At 67.4% G+C, this 15505-nt stretch carries 9 protein-coding genes; 6 read left to right on the forward strand and 3 right to left on the reverse strand.

What is annotated here, in order from left to right; translation table 11 throughout:
• Positions 1-5 precede the first annotated feature (5 nt).
• On the reverse strand, positions 6-1514 hold the full coding sequence (locus ACW4TU_RS22235; RefSeq protein ID WP_457416102.1) for a glycosyltransferase family 87 protein: 1509 nt from the start codon (positions 1512-1514) through the stop codon (positions 6-8).
• 153 nt (positions 1515-1667) lie between these two features.
• A complete protein-coding gene (locus ACW4TU_RS22240; RefSeq protein ID WP_457416104.1) occupies positions 1668-4391 on the reverse strand; it encodes a transglycosylase domain-containing protein in 2724 nt (907 codons plus the stop codon).
• A gap of 384 nt (positions 4392-4775) precedes the next feature.
• On the opposite strand from ACW4TU_RS22240, the gene ACW4TU_RS22245 reads away from it, so the two are divergent.
• The 4 genes from ACW4TU_RS22245 (at position 4776) to ACW4TU_RS22260 (ending at position 8524) form a co-directional block, all read left to right on the forward strand.
• Positions 4776-5462, forward strand: coding sequence for a PadR family transcriptional regulator (locus ACW4TU_RS22245; protein ID WP_457416106.1), 687 nt, complete (start codon positions 4776-4778; stop codon positions 5460-5462).
• 42 nt (positions 5463-5504) lie between these two features.
• Positions 5505-6587, forward strand: coding sequence for an inositol-3-phosphate synthase (locus ACW4TU_RS22250; protein ID WP_457416108.1), 1083 nt, complete (start codon positions 5505-5507; stop codon positions 6585-6587).
• 106 nt (positions 6588-6693) lie between these two features.
• On the forward strand, positions 6694-7956 hold the full coding sequence (locus ACW4TU_RS22255) for an MFS transporter (RefSeq protein ID WP_457416110.1): 1263 nt from the start codon (positions 6694-6696) through the stop codon (positions 7954-7956).
• Between the two features lie 115 nt (positions 7957-8071).
• The gene (locus tag ACW4TU_RS22260) at positions 8072-8524 is read left to right on the forward strand and encodes an LppU/SCO3897 family protein (protein WP_457416112.1); all 453 of its coding nucleotides are present in this window, start codon (positions 8072-8074) and stop codon (positions 8522-8524) included.
• A gap of 582 nt (positions 8525-9106) precedes the next feature.
• On the opposite strand, the gene ACW4TU_RS22265 is transcribed toward ACW4TU_RS22260, so the two are convergent.
• Complete coding sequence (locus ACW4TU_RS22265; RefSeq protein WP_457416114.1) at positions 9107-10549, reverse strand: CCA tRNA nucleotidyltransferase; 1443 nt, start codon at positions 10547-10549, stop codon at positions 9107-9109.
• Between the two features lie 219 nt (positions 10550-10768).
• On the opposite strand from ACW4TU_RS22265, the gene ACW4TU_RS22270 reads away from it, so the two are divergent.
• Both ACW4TU_RS22270 and murJ read left to right on the forward strand, forming a co-directional pair.
• Entirely contained in the window at positions 10769-13144 is a 2376-nt protein-coding gene (locus ACW4TU_RS22270) for a DUF6049 family protein (RefSeq protein WP_457416116.1), read from the forward strand.
• A 51-nt stretch (positions 13145-13195) separates the two neighbouring features.
• On the forward strand, positions 13196-15448 hold the full coding sequence (gene murJ / locus ACW4TU_RS22275; protein WP_457416118.1) for a murein biosynthesis integral membrane protein MurJ: 2253 nt from the start codon (positions 13196-13198) through the stop codon (positions 15446-15448).
• The last annotated feature ends 57 nt before the right edge of the window (positions 15449-15505 follow it).

Raw genomic sequence — 15505 nt, forward strand, 5'->3', positions numbered from 1 at the left:
TTCGCTCAGAGCGAACGGTCGTCGTCCTCCCGTGCCCGCTCGCTGCCCCACTCCACCTGCGGCCCGTCGAACTGCGCGGCGTGCCGCGGCGGATGAGCCGCCGGGCCGACTACGAAGACGTCCTGCGCACCGTCGAGCACGCCCCCTGACGGATCGTCGTCGCCGGCCCGGCGCACCACGTCCCGTTCCGGCATGAGGATGTCCCTGACGACCACGGCGCAGAGGTACAGCGTGCCCACCAGGTGGACGCCGATGACGAACTGGTAGCCCTCGGTGGGCAGACCCTTGTGGGCGTCACCGCTGGTCGTGTAGGCGAGGTACATCCAGATCCCGAGGAAGTACGCGACCTCGCACGCCTGCCAGATGAGGAAGTCCCGCCATTTCGGGCGGGCCAGTACGGCAAGGGGGACCAGCCACAGGACGTACTGGGGTGAGTAGACCTTGTTGGTGAGGATGAAGGCCGCGACGATCAGGAAGGCCAGCTGGGCGAAGCGGGGCCGGCGCGGGGCGGTCAGCGTGAGTGCCGCGATGCCCGCGGCCGACGCCAGCATCAGCAGCATCGCGAAGGTGTTGACGGTTTCGGTGGTGAACGGATAGTCGAAGCGCTGGGCGATGACCAGCCAGAAGGAACCGAAGTCGACGCCCCGTTCCTGGCTGAACGTGTAGAACTTCGACCAGCCGTCGAAGGCGAAGTACATCACCGGAAGGTTCACCGCGAGCCAGGCGACGACTGCTCCTCCCAGCGCCTTGCCGAACGGCCGCCACTTGCCCGCGCGCCAGCACAGCACGAGCAGGGGTCCCAGCAGCAGGACGGGATAGAGCTTGGCGGCCGTGGCGAGCCCCAGGAGGACACCGAAGGCGAGTGACCGACCTCGAGACCACATCAGCATCGCAGCGGCCGTCAGAGCGACCGCCAGGAGGTCCCAGTTGATGGTGGCGGTGAGCGCGAAAGCAGGCGCCAGGGCGACCAGCAGACCGTCCCAGGGGCGCCGTGCGTGCGTGCGTGACACGCATACGACGATGATCGCCGCGCACACCATCAGCATTCCGGCGTTGACGAACCAGTACCACTGCTCCTGGTGCTGGATGGTCCCGCTGCCGGGCGTGAGCCAGGCCGCCACCTCCATGAACACGCCGGTCAGCACCGGGTATTCGAGGTACTCCATGTCGCCGGAGATCTTGTCGAAGTACGGCACGAGTCCGTCGGCGAATCCGCGGCCCTGATAGAGGTGCGGAATGTCGGAGTAGCAGGCGTGCGTGTACTGCGAGCTGGCCCCGAAGAACCAGCCCCCGTTGTAGCAGGGCGCCTTCTGGACCAGGCCGAGGGCGAACATGCCGATCGCCACGAGTGCGACCACTCGTACCGGAGTCCACCAGGACGTCCCCAGCAGGGCACGTCGCCCGATGGGGCCGCCGATCAGCTCACTGCCGGCCACGGCGATCTCGTCGTCCCTGGTCGGCCGTACCGGGTCCTGCTCGCGCACGCTCACTTGCGTCGTCTCTGCACTGGGCATGGGCGACATCCTGCCGTACCCACCTAGGAACACGTCGAGGGCCGCCGCACCTGGTCGGTGCGACGGCCCCATGTTTCACGTGAAACAGCGTGAATCGGATCGGTGTTTCACGTGAAACACCCGCGCCGGGCGCTGCTTCGGCCAGCCACTGGGTCAGCCGAAGATGCCTCCGTTATTGCCACCGTTGCCGTTCGCGTTGCCGTTGCTCTCGTCTTCGCTCTCCGTGGGAGTCGGACTGGATGTCACTCCGCCGTCGGTAGTGCCTTCGTCCGTGCCGCCCGTATCGGTCCCTCCGGTGTCTCCGCAGGTGACGTCAAAGGTGCCGCAGGACTCGCTCGGTGACGGCGAGGGGGAGGGCTCGACCTCTTCCTCAGTGGGCGTCGGGCTCGGCGTCGGCGTCGCTTCCTCCGACTCGGTGACAGAGGGCGTCGGGCTCGGCAGCGGGTCCTCGTCAACGACCTCGCCGTAGGGCTCGGGAGTCGGGAAGTTCTTCGGCTGCGTGCCCTTGAGCGCCTGTTCCATGTAGTCGTGCCAGATCTCGGCCGGGAACGAGGCGCCGTGGATCTTCGCCTGGCCACCCGTGCCGTACATCTCCAGGAACTCGCGGTTCTTGTTGGTCTCGTCGTCGTCCATCCGGAACATGCTGATCGCGGTGGACAGCTGCGGGGTGAAGCCGACGAACCAGGCCGACTTGTTGCCGTCGGTGGTACCGGTCTTGCCGGCCACCTCACGGCCGGTCAGCTGAGCGGCCGTACCCGTTCCGTCGTCGACCACGGTCTTGAGAACGTCGGTGACGTTGTCGGCGACCTGGGCGGTGAACACCTGCTTGGGGCTGGCGATCTTCTTGTGCTCGAAGACCGTGCCGTCCTTGCTGTTGACCGTCTCGACCGAGTACGGGGTGTTCTGCTTGCCGCTGGCCGCAAAGGTCGCGTAGGCGCCTGCCATGCGGATCGCGCTCGGGTCCGAGGTACCGATCGAGAACGACGGGAAGTCGGCGCTGGCCAGGCTGCTGTCGAGAAGGCCGGCGTCGGTGGCGGATTCCCTGACCTTGTCCAGGCCGACATCCATGCCGAGCTGAACGTAGGCGGAGTTGGCGGAGACCCGCATCGCCTCACGCAGGTCGATCCGGAAGCTGGGCGCGTTGTACGACTCGTCGCCGTCGTTGCGCTGCAGCCACTCCTTGTCCTCCTTGTCCTTCCAAATGGTGTTGTCGTAGTTCTTGATCTTCAGCTTGTTCTTGCCGCTGTAGATGCTGTCCGGGGAGACTTGGGTCCTCTCGTCCTGGGCCTGTGTCGCCCCCAGGTCCGGATCCCGGACGCCCCACTTCATCGCTGCGGCGAGTACGAACGCCTTGAACGTCGAACCCACCTGGGCGCCCGTCGTGTCGGCGTTGTTGGTGAAGTGCTTGGTCGCGTCCTCACCGCCGTAGACAGCCTTGATCGCGCCCGTCGTCGGGTCGACGGAGGCTCCGCCGAACTGGACGTACTTGTCGGTCTTGGGGCGCTCGTCGGGCTTGATGTTCGCCTTCCGAACCTTCGTGACCGCCTTCTCCAGCGCCTGGACCTTCTTCTTGTCGAAGGTCGTGTAGATCGAGTAGCCGCCCTGCTGCAGTTGGTTGGCGGTGATCCCGGTCTTGTCGGTGTTGTTGATGAGGTAGCCCTTGGCAAGGTCGACGAGGTAGCCGATCTGGCCGCTCAGCGCGGTGTTGGAACGCGGGTTCTGGATCCTCGGGAAGGCCGTGATCTTGGCACGCTCGGCCGCGGTCATGCGCCCGTCCTTGACCTCCTCGTCGAGGATCCAACTCCACCGCTCCACGGCCCGCTTGGTGTTGGCTGCCTGGGTGGCGTTCACGGGGTCGACGGACGGCGCGCCGGCCGGGTCGTAGTACGTGGCGCCCTTCAGCACCGCCGCCAGGAATGCACACTGGCTGGCGTCCAGGTCCTTGGCGTTCTTGTTGAAGTACGAGCGGGCGGCTGCCTGCAGGCCGTAGGAGTCACGGCCGTAGTAGGCGGTGTTCAGGTAGCCGGCCATGATCTCCCTCTTGTCGACGTTGGTGCCGACCTTGATGGAGATGAACAGCTCCTTGAACTTTCGCGTGAGCGTCTGCGACTGGTCGTCCAGCCGGGCGTTCTTCACATACTGCTGGGTGATCGTCGAACCACCCTGTGTCTGACCACCCTTGGCCATGTTGAACAGGGCACGGGCGATACCCATCGGGTCGACACCGCTGTCGGTCTCGAACGTCTTGTTCTCGGCCGACATCACGGCGTAGCGCATCGCCGGGGGAATCTGCTCGTAGCCGATGATCTGTCGGTTCGTCTCGCCACCGGTCGCCACCATCTGGCTGCCGTCGGCCCAGTAGTAGACGTTGTTCTGGGCATTGGCGGCCTTCGCGACATCCGGCACGCCGACCAGGGCGTAACCGACGCCGGCGACCGCCACGAGACTGCCGACGAAGCCGATGAACAGTCCCGTCACCTGCCGCCACGACGGCATCCAGCGCGCCACTCCGTACTTGCCCGCGCGCGGATAGTCGATGAAGCGCTTCTTGGGCGGAGGACCCGCCGCACGGCCTCGTCCGCGCCCGGGCCCGTTCGGGCCGTTGGGACCACCGCGACGTCCGCCGCCCTCGGGCTCTCTGCGACGTGCGCCAGTACTTCTCTGCGAGGCTCGCCGGGATTCGGCGCGGCCTCCGGACTGGCGCACTTCACCTTCCGCTCCGTAGGGACCCAACCCATAGGAATCCGATCCATAGGAGTCGGAAGGAGACTCGGTTGCGCCTCGCGGCGCCGCGCGGCGGCCGGAGGACGGGCCGCGTCGGGCTTCGGCACGTCCGCCTCCCTGCGGCTGCGGCGGTTTGCGACGGTGCTCGCTCATCGAACGATTACTCCTTGGGCAGGCGCACCCGTGCGCGCCTGGAAACGGCGGCTGGTTTCCGGTCCCCCCAAAGTACGGATGCGGCCGGGTTCGCATTCATCCGTACCGCACCGAGCACGACGACGTCCCCAAACGTCACTCGGTTCCCGGTGGACTGCATGGCGCACAGACTACGCACCGTCAAAACCTGTCCAGCCCCGAAGTTCACCCCAAACCAGGCAACTTGCTTCCTACGAATCGGTGATGTGATCCCGTTCACGACCTCCCCTCTTGTCCCATCCGCAGGAGCGTTCTATCGTCTAGATGTATCGAGTCGATACATCAGCTCGGCATAAACAGTGCCGGAGACCGTCACGGTGGGACCGTGGGAGAAGGGAGGCGACGATGAGCCGGCGTGCCGGGATCCTCGAGTTCGCCATCCTCGGCCTGCTCCGTGAGTCCCCGATGCACGGCTATGAGCTGCGCAAACGACTCAATACGTCACTGGGTGTGTTCCGCGCCTTCAGCTACGGCACGCTGTACCCCTGCCTCAAGACGCTGGTCGCGAGCGGCTGGTTGATCGAGGAGCCTGGCAGTGCGCCCGAGGACGTGGTCGCCGCTTCGCTCACAGGGCGCCGCGCCAAGATCGTCTATCGGTTGACGGCGGAAGGTAAGGAGCACTTCGAGGAGCTGCTCTCACAGACGGGCCCGGACGCATACGAGGACGAGCACTTCGCCGCTCGTTTCGCCTTCTTCGGCCAGACGTCCCGCGATGTACGCATGCGCGTGCTCGAGGGCCGCCGCGGCCGGCTGGAGGAGCGTCTCGAGAAAATGGGCGCCTCTCTGGCGCGTACCCGGGAGCGCCTCGATGACTACACCCTTGAGCTCCAGCGCCACGGAATGGAGTCCGTGGAGCGCGAAGTGCGCTGGCTGAACGAGCTCATCGAGAGCGAGCGGGCCGGTCGGGACCTCAAAGGTGCCGCTTCCGGAGAGCCCGACTCGCAGGACACCACATCTGGAGCGCCGGGCGGCCTGCCCCGGTCCCGGGAGGACGACTCCCGGACCGGTCCGTCCGACGACACCGCCACGTGAGGGCCGCTCAGGTCCTCACTCGTACACACAGGGAGCAACCGAATGGGTTCCATTCGCGTAGCCATCGTCGGCGTGGGCAACTGCGCCGCGTCACTGGTACAGGGAGTCGAGTACTACAAGGACGCCGATCCGGCGGCCAGGGTCCCGGGCCTCATGCATGTGCAGTTCGGGGAGTACCACGTCCGTGACGTGGAGTTCGTCGCCGCGTTCGACGTCGACGCGAAGAAGGTCGGTCTCGACCTCGCGGATGCCATCGGCGCCTCCGAGAACAACACCATCAAGATCTGCGACGTGCCGAACACCGGTGTGAAGGTCCGGCGTGGCCACACCCTCGACGGGCTCGGCAAGTACTACCGCGAGACCATCGAGGAGTCCGAGGCCGAGCCGGTCGACGTCGTCAAGGTCCTCAAGAAGAAGCAGGTCGACGTCCTCGTCTGCTACCTCCCCGTGGGTTCCGAGGCCGCGGCGAAGTTCTACGCCCAGTGCGCCATCGACGCCAAGGTCGCCTTCGTCAACGCCCTCCCGGTCTTCATCGCCGGCACCAAGGAGTGGGCGGACAAGTTCACCGAGGCGGGCGTCCCGATCGTCGGCGACGACATCAAGTCGCAGGTGGGCGCCACGATCACGCACCGCGTGATGGCGAAGCTGTTCGAGGACCGGGGTGTGGTCCTGGACCGCACGATGCAGCTGAACGTCGGCGGCAACATGGACTTCAAGAACATGCTCGAGCGCGAGCGCCTGGAGTCCAAGAAGATCTCCAAGACGCAGGCCGTCACCTCCCAGATCCGCGACCGCGACCTGGGCGCCGACAACGTCCACATCGGCCCGTCCGACTACGTGGCCTGGCTCGACGACCGCAAGTGGGCGTACGTCCGCCTGGAGGGCCGCGCGTTCGGCGACGTCCCGCTCAACCTGGAGTACAAGCTGGAGGTCTGGGACTCCCCGAACTCCGCCGGCGTCATCATCGACGCCGTGCGCGCCGCGAAGATCGCCAAGGACCGCGGCATCGGCGGCCCGATCCTCTCCGCGTCGAGCTACTTCATGAAGTCCCCGCCGGTCCAGTACTTCGACGACGAGGCACGGGAGAACGTCGAGAAGTTCATCAAGGGCGAAGTCGAGCGCTGAGAGGAGTCCAGCGCCGGTCGAGCCCCAACAGGCTTGTCGCTCCTGCCCGTCGAGGGTCCCCGGGTCATCCGCCCGGGGACCTTCCTCGTATGTGAGGCTGTGCCCCATGGCTGTCGTGCGTGACCTGCGGGTACTCCTGCGTCTGAGCAACTTCCGGCGGCTGCTCGCCGTACGGCTGCTCTCCCAGGGCGCCGACGGCGTCTTCCAGGTCGCACTCGCCGCGTACGTCGTCTTCTCGCCGGAGAAGCAGACCTCACCAGCCGCGATCGCCTCCGCGATGGCGGTTCTGCTGCTGCCGTACTCCCTGGTCGGCCCCTTCGCGGGCGTCCTGCTCGACCGCTGGCGACGCCGGCAGGTCCTGCTGTACGGCAACCTGCTGCGCGCCCTGCTGGCATGCGTGACGGCCGTCCTGATGCTGAGCCATGTCCCCGACCGGCTCTTCTACGTCTCCGCCCTCTGCGTCACCGCCGTCAACCGTTTCGTCCTGGCCGGGCTCTCGGCGTCTCTGCCGCGCGTGGTCGACGACGAGCGCCTGGTGATCGCCAACTCGCTCTCCCCGACAGCCGGCACGCTCGCTGCCACGGCGGGCGGCGGACTCGCCTTCGTCGTACGCATCGTGGCCTCCGACTCGGACGCCGCCGTGGTCCTCCTGGGCGCGGCCCTGTACCTCTGCGCGTCGCTCGCCTCCCTCCGCCTCGACCGGGAACTGCTCGGCCCCGACCCCGAGTTGGTGCAGCCCCGGCTCGGAGCGGCGCTCACGGGCACCGCGCGCGGCCTGGCGGCGGGCGTACGGCACCTGGCCGAACCCGGGCGCCGGGAGGCGGCCCGGTCGCTGGCCGCGATGACGCTGATGCGGTTCTGCTACGGCGCCCTGACGGTCATGGTGCTGATGCTCTGCCGGTACGCCTGGTCGGACGGCTCCGACGACGGGCTGGCCCTGCTGGGCCTCGCTGTGGGCATCTCCGGGGCGGGTTTCTTCGTCGCGGCCGTCATGACTCCGGCCGGCGCCGGGCGACTCGGCCCCGGCGGCTGGATCGTGGTCTGCGCCGGAGCGGCGGCGGTCCTGGTGCCCGGGCTCGGCCTCACGTTCGCCGAGGTGCCCCTGCTGATCGCGGCCTTCGTCCTTGGCCTCGTCACCCAGGGCTCGAAGATCGCCACGGACACGATCGTCCAGTCCTCGGTCGACGACGGCTTCCGCGGCCGGATCTTCTCCGTCTACGACGTCCTGTTCAACGTCGCCTTCGTCGGCGCGGCCGGGGTGGCGGCCCTGATGCTGCCCTCCGACGGCCGTTCGGTGCCCCTCTTGGTCACGATCGCCGTTATCTACGGGGCGATTGCTCTGACTATGGCCCGCTTTGAACGTCGGTAAGTGTCACATGAAGGCCACAGAGACTCTCTGAGGTACGGAGTTGTCAGTGGGTCCCGGTAATTTACGTGCGTCTTACTTCACGCCAAGCGCACCCATACCCAAGGGGGACCCCGAAGTGACCACTCCGCCGCAGGACCAGAACCCGAACGCTCCTGTTCCCGTCGAGCCGACGGCGCCCCAACAGCCGTACCCGCCGCACCAGGGTGCCCCGTTCCAGGGAGTTCCGGTCCCGCCGCCCGCGCCGGCCAAGCGCTTCAGCAAGAAGCTGCTGCGCATAGGCGTGTTCATCGTCGTCGCGATAGCCATCGCCGGCGGCAAGTGGTACTTCGGCCAGAGCGACGCGGAGACCACGTCGGTGGGCGCCTGCCTGCACAACGACGGAACAGACGCCGACGCCGACCTCAATGAGGTCGACTGCTCTTCAGACGGGGCTCAGTACACGGTGGTTGAGAAGTTCGACAACAGTAGCGATGAGAACAAGTGCAAGACCGTCACGGAAGCCACCATCTACTACATCCAGTCGGGCAGCGGCCACGACGTCGTGCTCTGCCTGAAAGAAGCGAAGTGACGCCACCGCAACGGTAGGCGCACGAAGGGGTGTTGTTTCACGTGAAACAACACCCCTTCGCTCATGCAGGAGTCAGGACTATCGCGTCTCGTAGGCCCCACTCGACAAGTAGTGCTCCCCTTGACAAGTGGCCCTCGAGACGCCGAGGCCCACCGCATACCACCTGCCGTAGACCGAGTAAGTGGCGCCGCTCTGCTGGCGACAGACAGCTATTGCTCTGAACTCACCAGTGCCAGCGCCGCAGGCAGTCGTCGTCCACATCGGATAACTCGTGCGATGCCACTGGGTCAGACAATTACTCGGCGCCGCATGAGCCTGGGTAGGTATTGCGACCAGAGCCACTGTTGCACCCATTGTGGCCAGTAATGCTCCAACACGCTTCACGTTTCCCCCAACAGAAGGTGAAAAGGGTCGCCAGCGACCAGATCACGACCTGTTGAATCACAGTAGGCACACAGCAATAAGGTGACGCACGTCACGTGACGACAGCGGGATCTATCCCCGTATTGAGGCTTTTCAGTCAGTACCGTGATCCAAACCGCGTGGCGATGTTTCACGTGAAACATCGCGCCGTTTCACGTCTCAGCCCTGCTCGGCCCACCACTCCTTGAGCGCCGCCACCGCCGACTCCCGCTCCATCGGCCCGTTCTCCAGCCGCAGTTCCAGCAGGAACTTGTACGCCTGCCCGATCGCCGGACCGGGTCCGACGCCCAGGATCTCCATGATCTGGTTGCCGTCGAGGTCGGGACGGATCGAGTCCAGCTCCTCCTGCTCCTGGAGTTGGGCGATGCGCTCCTCCAGGCCGTCGTACGCCCGCGAAAGCGCAGTGGCCCTGCGCTTGTTCCGCGTGGTGCAGTCCGAGCGGGTCAGCTTGTGGAGGCGGTCGAGGAGAGGGCCCCCGTCCCGGACGTAGCGGCGGACCGCCGAGTCCGTCCACTCTCCGGTGCCGTACCCGTGGAAGCGCAGGTGGAGCTCGACCAGCCGCGAGACGTCCTTCACCAGCTCGTTGGAGTACTTGAGCGCCGTCATCCGCTTCTTGGTCATCTTCGCGCCGACCACCTCATGGTGGTGGAACGAGACCCGCCCGTCGTCCTCGAAACGGCGCGTGCGCGGCTTGCCGATGTCGTGCAGCAGCGCGGCCAGCCGGAGAACGAGGTCGGGACCGTCCTGCTCCAGCTCGATCGCCTGCTCCAGGACGATCAGAGAGTGTTCGTAGACGTCCTTGTGCCGATGGTGCTCGTCGCGCTCCAGGCGCAGGGCCGGCAGCTCGGGCAGTACGTGGTCGGCGAGGCCCGTGTCCACCAGCAGAGTCAGTCCCTTGCGCGGGTGCGGGGACAGGAGCAGCTTGTTCAGCTCGTCCCGTACGCGCTCCGCCGAGACGATCTCGAGGCGGCCGGCCATGTCGGTCATGGCGGTGACGACCTCGGGTGCCACCTCGAAGTCGAGCTGGGCGGCAAACCGCGCGGCCCGCATCATCCGCAGCGGGTCGTCCGAGAAGGAGTCCTCGGGCGTGCCCGGCGTGCGCAGCACCCGCCGTGCCAGGTCCTCACGTCCGCCGTGGGGATCGATGAACACCTTCTCCGGCAGTGCCACGGCCATCGCGTTCACCGTGAAGTCACGCCGGACGAGGTCCTCCTCGATGGAGTCGCCGTACGACACCTCGGGCTTGCGCGAGGTCCTGTCGTACGCCTCCGACCGATAGGTCGTCACCTCGATCTGGAAGCCGTCTTTCTGCGCCCCCACTGTCCCGAAGGCGATCCCGACCTCCCACACGGCGTCCGCCCAGGGCCGGACGATCTTCAGTACGTCCTCGGGGCGGGCGTCGGTCGTGAAGTCCAGGTCGTTGCCGAGCCGGTCCAGCAGCGCGTCCCGGACGGAGCCGCCGACCAGGGCGAGCGAGAACCCGGACTCCTGGAAACGGCGGGCTAGGTCGTCGGCGACAGGGGCCACCTGCAGCAGCTCACTCACCGCTTGGTGCTGCACCTGGCTCAGGGCACTGGCATTGTCTTCATTGGCGTTCGGCACAACAGAAAAGGGTACGTGGCCCGGGCCACGGCCCGCGCCTCCATAAAACGTCCACGTGCTTGGCCGGGGACTCCTCCATCAATACACGCACATAGGGGACAGCCGGCCGATGTTCCACGATCTTGTGGTGCAGTCCGCGGCACTTCCCCTCAGCGCGCATCGTTACCATGCGTGGACGCACATTCCGACGACCACTGACGACGAGGGACGGGCGAACGCGTGGCCGAGGCGGCAGACTTCCCGGGGCTGACTCCCTCTCTCGCGCGCCGGTGGTTCCGGCGAGCCGGAGTGCTGCTCACGGGGGCGCCCCTACTGGCCGGTCTGCTCCAACTACCCGCCGGACAGCCCGCGTATGCCGCGGGGTCCGATCCGGTGGTCGTCTCCATCGATTCGCTCACCCCCAGCGCCCCCACGGACGGGGACACGGTGACCGTGTCCGGCACGGTGACCAACAAGGGCAAACGTGCGGTCACGGACGCCCATGTGGACCTGCGCGTGGGGCAGTTGCTGACCACCCGCTCGGGGATCGACGACGTCGCCGCGCGCACCGACTACGTACTGGGCGCGGACGGGACGGAGGTCGGCGGCAAGTACGTCGAGAGGTTCTCGAAGCTCACTCCGGGGGTCGCCGAGCCGTTCACCATCTCCGTTCCGGTCGACAAGCTGGACCTCGGCCAGGACGGCGTCTACGAGCTCGGCGTCTCACTGTCGGGCGAGACCTCCGCCGAACCGTACGAGCGGGTGCTCGGAATCCGGCGGACGTTCCTGCCGTGGCAGCCCGAGGAAGCGGACACGAGGACACGGACGACGTATCTGTGGCCGCTGATCTCCACGGTCCACATGACGGCGGAGACCGGCCCGGGCGAGCAGCAGACGCCCGTCTTCCTCAACGACGACCTCGCCGCGGAGATCTCCCCGGGCGGACGTCTGGAGCAGATGCTCTCCCTGGGCAGGGAACTCGACGTCACCTGGGTGATCGACCCCGATCTGCTGGCCTCCGTCGACGCGATGATCGGCAGCTACGGCGTCCAGGGCGCCGGCGGCACCAGTACGCCCGGCACCGGTCAGGCGGTCGCCAAGCAGTGGCTCTCCGAACTCCAGGACGCGGTCGAGGGCAAGGAGGTCGTCGCCCTCCCCTTCGGCGATCCCGACCTCGCCTCCATCGCGCACAACGGCAAGAACGTCACCGGCACGCTGAGCCACCTCAAGAGCGCCACGGACGTTGCCACCGACACCGTGAAGACGATCCTCCACGTCACGCCGAGCACCGACTTCGCGTGGCCGGTGAACGGTGCCGTCGACCCGTCGATCGTCAAGATCGCCACGTCGGCGGGCGCCGACAAGGTGATCGCGCGCAGCGACAGCCTGAAGGAGACGGGCGACCTGCCGTACACGCCCTCCGCGGCGCGCCCCATCGGCGGCGGCACCACGGCGGTCGTCGCGGACACGCGGCTGTCCACGGCCTTCCAGGGCGATATGACGAATGCCGGCAGGTCCACGCTCGCAGTGCAGAAGTTCCTCGCCACGAGCCTGACGACCACCCTCCAGACCGACAAGCAGCGCACCATGGTCGTCGCCCCGCAGCGCATGCCGTCCGCGAGCCAGGCCCAGACGATGGAGAAGGCGATCACCGCCCTCCAGGACGCGAACTGGTCCCAGCCTCAGGAACTCACCGCGACCGCCGACACCAAGCCGGACCCGGGCGCCACCACCAAGGTGCCCTCGGCGTCCTCGTACCCCGCCACACTGCGCAGACACCAGCTGCCGCGGTCGGCCTTCGCCCAGATCGCGACCACGCAGGACAAGCTCGACAACTTCAAGATCATCCTTACCGACGAGACCCGCGTGGAGACCCCCTTCGGGCGGGCCATCAACCGTGAGATGGCCACGTCCTGGCGCGGCCGGTCCCGCGAGGCGGACAGTTTCCGCAAGGGCGTGGAGCGGCACCTCAACGAACTGACCGACCAGGTCAGACTGATCAAGAAGTCCGAGACCAAGCTCTCCGGCGGCAGCGCCACCATCCCAGTGACCGTCCAGAACAACCTCGTCCAGCCCGTCGACAACCTCGTACTGCGGGTCACCTCGACGAACCCGACCCGGCTCAAGATCGGTGACGACGACTACCAGGAACAGCCCATCGCGGTGTCCGGCGGGCACAGCCAGTCGGTGAAGTTCACCACGTCGTCCAACGCCAACGGCCCGATCACCGTGATCGCCCAGCTGTACACGAAGGACGGCCAGAAGTACGGACCGGCTGTCTCCTTCGACGTGCGGGTCACCGAGTTCACAGCCATGGCGATGCTGGTCATCGGCGGCGGCTTCCTGCTGCTCGTACTCGCCGGCCTGCGCATGTACACCCAGCGCAAGCGCGCCGCATCCCGGCTAGCCGAGGAGGCCGGCAACGGGCCCGAGGACGAGACCACTGATGAGAACGCCGGCGCCGACGAGAACCACGACGGCTCCAAGGACCGTCCTCAGGGGGAGTCGGACTCGGCGGTGCGGGCAGACGCCCCGGAGCAGCCGAGTGACCCGACGCCGAACACCGCTCCGGAAAGCGCCGGCCCGTCCGGGACGGGTGAGAGAGTGGACCGTTGAGCGATGTCGTCGTGGCCGGTGGGCCCGGTGAACGATGAGGTGGGGTAAACCATGAACGCGCCGTACGACGGTGACCGCGGTCAGGGCGCGGGCGACTCGGGCTCTCCCGAGGGTCCGCCGCCCGAGGACGGCCAGGTGCCGGCGCAGTCCCCCGCGGACATGTACCTCCAGGACACCTACACCCAGGACCCGTACCGGGCCCAGGACCTCTCCGCCCAGGACCCGGTGGCCGAGGCGCTCTACGACCGCGCCGCGCACCCCCCGCCGCCCCCCGGCACGTATCAGCCGCAGCCCCCGCTCTATGGACAGCCCGCCCAGTCGCCCTACGCCCCCGACCCGCACGTCTGGGCCCAGACCCCGGCACCCGAGCCGGACGGAGCCACGCAGTACCTGCCGTACGGCGACGATCCCCGCACCACCCAGTACGTGGGCGTCGACGCCCTGGTCTCCCAGGCCGGGGAGCAGCGGCACGAACCGGACGCCTTCGCGCATCTCTTCCGGGACCAGCAGCAGGGCGGCGGGCAGGGGCCCGTGGAACCTCCGGTGGTACCCGGCCCGTCCCCCTCGCCGGCTCCGGTCCCGCGGGCCCAGGCCCCGGCGACCGACGCCACGATGCAGCTCACCCCCCAAGCAGCGCCCGCCCCCGCCCCAGCGCCGGCGGCCCCCAAGAAGGGCGGTCGGGCCACTGGCCTGCTCAAGTCGAGCGCCGTGATGGCGGCGGGCACGATGGTCTCCCGCCTCACCGGCTTCGTCCGCTCGGCACTGATCGTGTCGGCGCTGGGCGTCGGCTTGCTGGGTGACACCTTCCAGGTCGCATACCAGCTGCCAACGATGATCTACATCCTGACCGTCGGCGGCGGTCTCAATTCCGTCTTCGTACCCCAACTCGTACGCGCGATGAAAGAGGACGAGGACGGGGGCGAGTCCTACGCCAACCGGCTGCTGACCCTGGTCGTGGTGGCACTCGGTGCGCTGACCGTGCTCGCGGTCGTCGGCGCTCCCGTCCTGATCCGCCTGCTGTCCGACCCGGTTGCGAGTGACCCGGCAGCCAACGAAGTCGGCATCACCTTCGTCCGCTACTTCTTGCCCTCGATCTTCTTCATGGGCATTCACGTGGTGATGGGGCAGATCCTCAATGCGCGCGGAAAGTTCGGCGCGATGATGTGGACCCCTGTCCTGAACAACATCGTCATCATCGTGACGCTGGGCATGTTCATCTGGGTCTACGGCACCGCTGCCGACTCCGGTATGAAAGTCACGACCATCCCGGAGGAGGGCCAGCGGCTCCTCGGCATCGGCATCCTGCTCGGCCTAGTCGTACAGGCTCTGGCGATGATCCCGTACCTGCGTGAGACCGGGTTCCGGCTGCGACTGCGCTTCGACTGGAGAGGCCATGGCCTCGGCAAGGCCGTGACGCTCGCCAAGTGGACGTTCCTCTTCGTCCTCGCCAACCAGGCCGGCGCGATCGTCGTCTCCCAGCTGTCCACCGCCGCGGGCAAGGACTCGCCGGTTGATGGCACAGGCTTCGCTGCCTACGCCAACGCTCAGCTCATCTGGGGCCTGCCGCAGGCCATCATCACGGTCTCGCTGATGGCCGCGCTGCTGCCGCGGCTGGCCCGCTCTGCCCACGAGGGCGACGCCGGCGCGGTCCGCGACGACATCTCCCAGGGCTTGCGCACCACCGCCGTCGCGATCGTGCCCATCGCCTTCGGCTTCGTGGCCCTCGGCATCCCGATGTGCACCCTGATCTTCGGCTCCTCGGGCACCACCGAGGCCACCAACATGGGCTTCATGCTGATGGCCTTCGCCCTGGGCCTGATTCCCTACTCCGTGCAGTACGTCGTCCTGCGTGCCTTCTACGCGTACGAGGACACCCGCACGCCCTTCTACAACACGGTGATCGTGGCCGCCGTCAACGCGACGGCCTCCGCGCTCTGCTTTTTCGTGCTCCCGGCCCGCTGGGCCGTGGTCGGCATGGCCGCCTCGTACGGCCTCGCGTACGCGATCGGTGTGGGCGTCGCCTGGAACCGGCTGCGCACGCGCCTCGGCGGTGACCTCGACGGCACCCGTGTCCTGCGGACGTACGCCCGACTGGGCATCGCCTCGGTACCGGCCGCGCTCCTCAGTGGCGCGGCCTGCTACGGCATCGGCCACACTCTGGGCCAGGGCGTCGGCGGGTCCTTCGCCTCCCTGCTCGGCGGCGGTGCCGTCCTGCTCGTCGTCTTCTACGTCGCCGCCCGCCGGATGCGCATTGAAGAACTGAACTCACTGGTGGGTATGGTGCGCGGGCGACTGGGGCGATGAGTCGAGGGAAACCGCACAACCATCGTCCGCCACCGCGTGTCGTGCAGAGTGGCGGAC

The organism is Streptomyces kryoterrae (assembly GCF_054072135.1).

Excerpts from the sequence above, each read along its gene's own strand:
- ACW4TU_RS22235 (WP_457416102.1), bottom strand. The coding sequence starts at position 1,514 with ATGCCCAGTGCAGAGACGACGCAAGTGAGCGTGCGCGAGCAGGACCCG.
- ACW4TU_RS22240 (WP_457416104.1), bottom strand. The coding sequence starts at position 4,391 with ATGAGCGAGCACCGTCGCAAACCGCCGCAGCCGCAGGGAGGCGGACGT.
- ACW4TU_RS22245 (WP_457416106.1), top strand. The coding sequence starts at position 4,776 with ATGAGCCGGCGTGCCGGGATCCTCGAGTTCGCCATCCTCGGCCTGCTC.
- ACW4TU_RS22250 (WP_457416108.1), top strand. The coding sequence starts at position 5,505 with ATGGGTTCCATTCGCGTAGCCATCGTCGGCGTGGGCAACTGCGCCGCG.
- ACW4TU_RS22255 (WP_457416110.1), top strand. The coding sequence starts at position 6,694 with ATGGCTGTCGTGCGTGACCTGCGGGTACTCCTGCGTCTGAGCAACTTC.
- murJ (WP_457416118.1), top strand. The coding sequence starts at position 13,196 with ATGAACGCGCCGTACGACGGTGACCGCGGTCAGGGCGCGGGCGACTCG.